Origin of the sequence: Plantactinospora solaniradicis (assembly GCF_042658085.1) — a bacterium.
Taxonomy (GTDB): Bacteria; Actinomycetota; Actinomycetes; order Mycobacteriales; family Micromonosporaceae; genus Plantactinospora; species Plantactinospora solaniradicis.
The window spans coordinates 1-613 of sequence record NZ_JBHSPR010000028.1 but is presented as its reverse complement, the minus strand read 5'-3'; the positions used below and the strand labels follow the sequence as shown (position 1 = coordinate 613).

At 68.0% G+C, this 613-nt stretch carries 1 protein-coding gene; it reads left to right on the top strand.

The genetic code is table 11. The features are described from left to right. The coding region (locus ACFP2T_RS27845) for a condensation domain-containing protein (RefSeq protein WP_377426622.1) at window positions 1–613 on the top strand (613 nt) is incomplete at both ends.

Here is a 613-nt window from a genome sequence, read left to right as displayed (position 1 = left end):
ATCCCCACCGACATCACCACCGCACTGCTGACCACGGTCCCGACAGCGTTCCACGCCGGTGTCGACGACGTACTCCTGACCGGCCTCGCCACCGCCGTCACCGAATGGCGTGGTGACAGCAGGACCAGCAGCGTCCTGGTCAACGTGGAGGGACACGGCCGGACCTCGGCAGACGATGACATGGACCTGTCCCGCACCGTCGGTTGGTTCACCAACAGCTACCCCGTCCGGCTCGATGCGGGTTCCGTCGACGTTGCCGAGGTGCGAGCAGGTGGCCCGGCGGCCGGGCGGGCGGTGAAGCGCATCAAGGAGTTGTTGCGTGCCGTGCCCGGCGACGGCCTCGGCTACGGCCTGCTGCGGTACCTCAACCCCGACACCGCACCACAACTCGCCAACCTGCCCACCCCACAGATCGGCTTCAACTACCTCGGCCGGTTTACGACCGACGGGACCGGTCAGACGGCCGCCCAGGACTGGACGCCTACCGGCGCCGTCGCAACAGGTGGCCCGGGGGAGAGCCTGCCCGTCATGCACGCCCTCGAAGCCATGGGCATGGTTCATGACCTGCCGGATGGTCCGCAGTTGACGCTGAGTTTGGCGTGTGCTGAGGGGT